This is a genomic window from uncultured Ligilactobacillus sp., assembly GCF_948826705.1.
In the GTDB taxonomy this organism is placed as follows: Bacteria; Bacillota; Bacilli; order Lactobacillales; family Lactobacillaceae; genus Ligilactobacillus.
This window is the reverse complement of record NZ_CAQLEL010000073.1, coordinates 1-1224: the sequence shown is the minus strand read 5'-3', so window position 1 is coordinate 1224 and position 1224 is coordinate 1. Positions and strand designations below refer to the sequence as shown.

General features: G+C 43.1%; 1 protein-coding gene. It reads left to right on the top strand.

Annotated features, from left to right (window positions below):
- Positions 1-361: 361 nt before the first annotated feature.
- The coding region (gene ltrA, locus Q9Q35_RS04610) for a group II intron reverse transcriptase/maturase (protein WP_304652343.1) at positions 362-1224 on the top strand (863 nt) is incomplete at its 3' end.

The window sequence follows — 1224 nt, the reverse complement described above, 5'->3', positions numbered from 1 at the left end:
TGTCCGTCGTGAGACGGAATCTGAAGGAAGTCTAAGGCAAAATGCTGCACCGATGAACAAGAAGTAGCTATAAGGCTGAGGGTAACTGGATAAGGTTGCAAACCAAACTGAAGTCCAATACTACTCGAAGTTACTCTTAGTAAAGCTAACGGTGACATGGTATGAAAGTTAATATCCTTACCCGGGGAGATCTGGCCTACACGTTTCCGACAAGAGGAATAAGTTTAATTTCCACAGAAACAAGCGGTGCAGTGATGCAGTGTTGAGTAAGCCAGAAGTCAGCCGAGGTCATAGTAGTTTGAATAATCAGATGAAGGACTGAACGACAATAACTTGTAACTTATATCGGAGGTGTAATCAGGTGCGACAATCGCAGAAAACAGAACAACAAGCTGACCGCTTGTCGAGGATAGGTTTGGAAAACCGAAAGTACACAAGGGCGCGTAGTACCGGTTATGGTGAAGGTAAAGGTATAAGTGTCACTATCCAAGACTTAGTCTTGAATCGCAATAACCTTAATCAGGCTTATTTACGAGTTAAGAGAAATAAAGGAGCAGCAGGCGTTGACGATATGACAGTTAATGACCTTCTGCCATATCTTAGAGAAAATAAGACGGAACTGATCGCTAGTTTGCGCGAGGGCAAGTATAAACCAGCCCCAGTCAAACGGGTAGAAATTCCGAAGCCTAATGGTGGAGTAAGAAGACTTGGAATACCAACGGTGGTGGACCGAATGGTTCAACAAGCTGTGGCCCAAATTCTTACGCCTATCTTTGAGCGCGTTTTCTCTGATAATAGTTTTGGCTTCCGTCCCCACCGTGGGGCCCATGACGCTATTGAAAAAGTAGTAGATCTTTATAATCAAGGTTATCGAAGAGTTGTTGACTTAGACCTAAAAGCCTATTTCGATAACGTTAATCATGACTTGATGATTAAGTATCTCCAACAATATATTGATGACCCATGGACACTAAGACTCATTCGTAAGTTTCTAACTAGCGGAGTCTTAGACCATGGGCTTTTTGCTAAGAGTGAAAAAGGAACCCCACAAGGAGGACCATTGTCACCACTACTGGCGAACATCTATCTAAATGAGTTGGACAAAGAGTTGACTAGACGTGACCATCACTTTGTGCGCTATGCGGATGATTGTAACATCTATGTTAAAAGTCAACGAGCCGGAGAACGAGTAATGCGAAGCATTACCCAGTTTCTAGAAAAGCG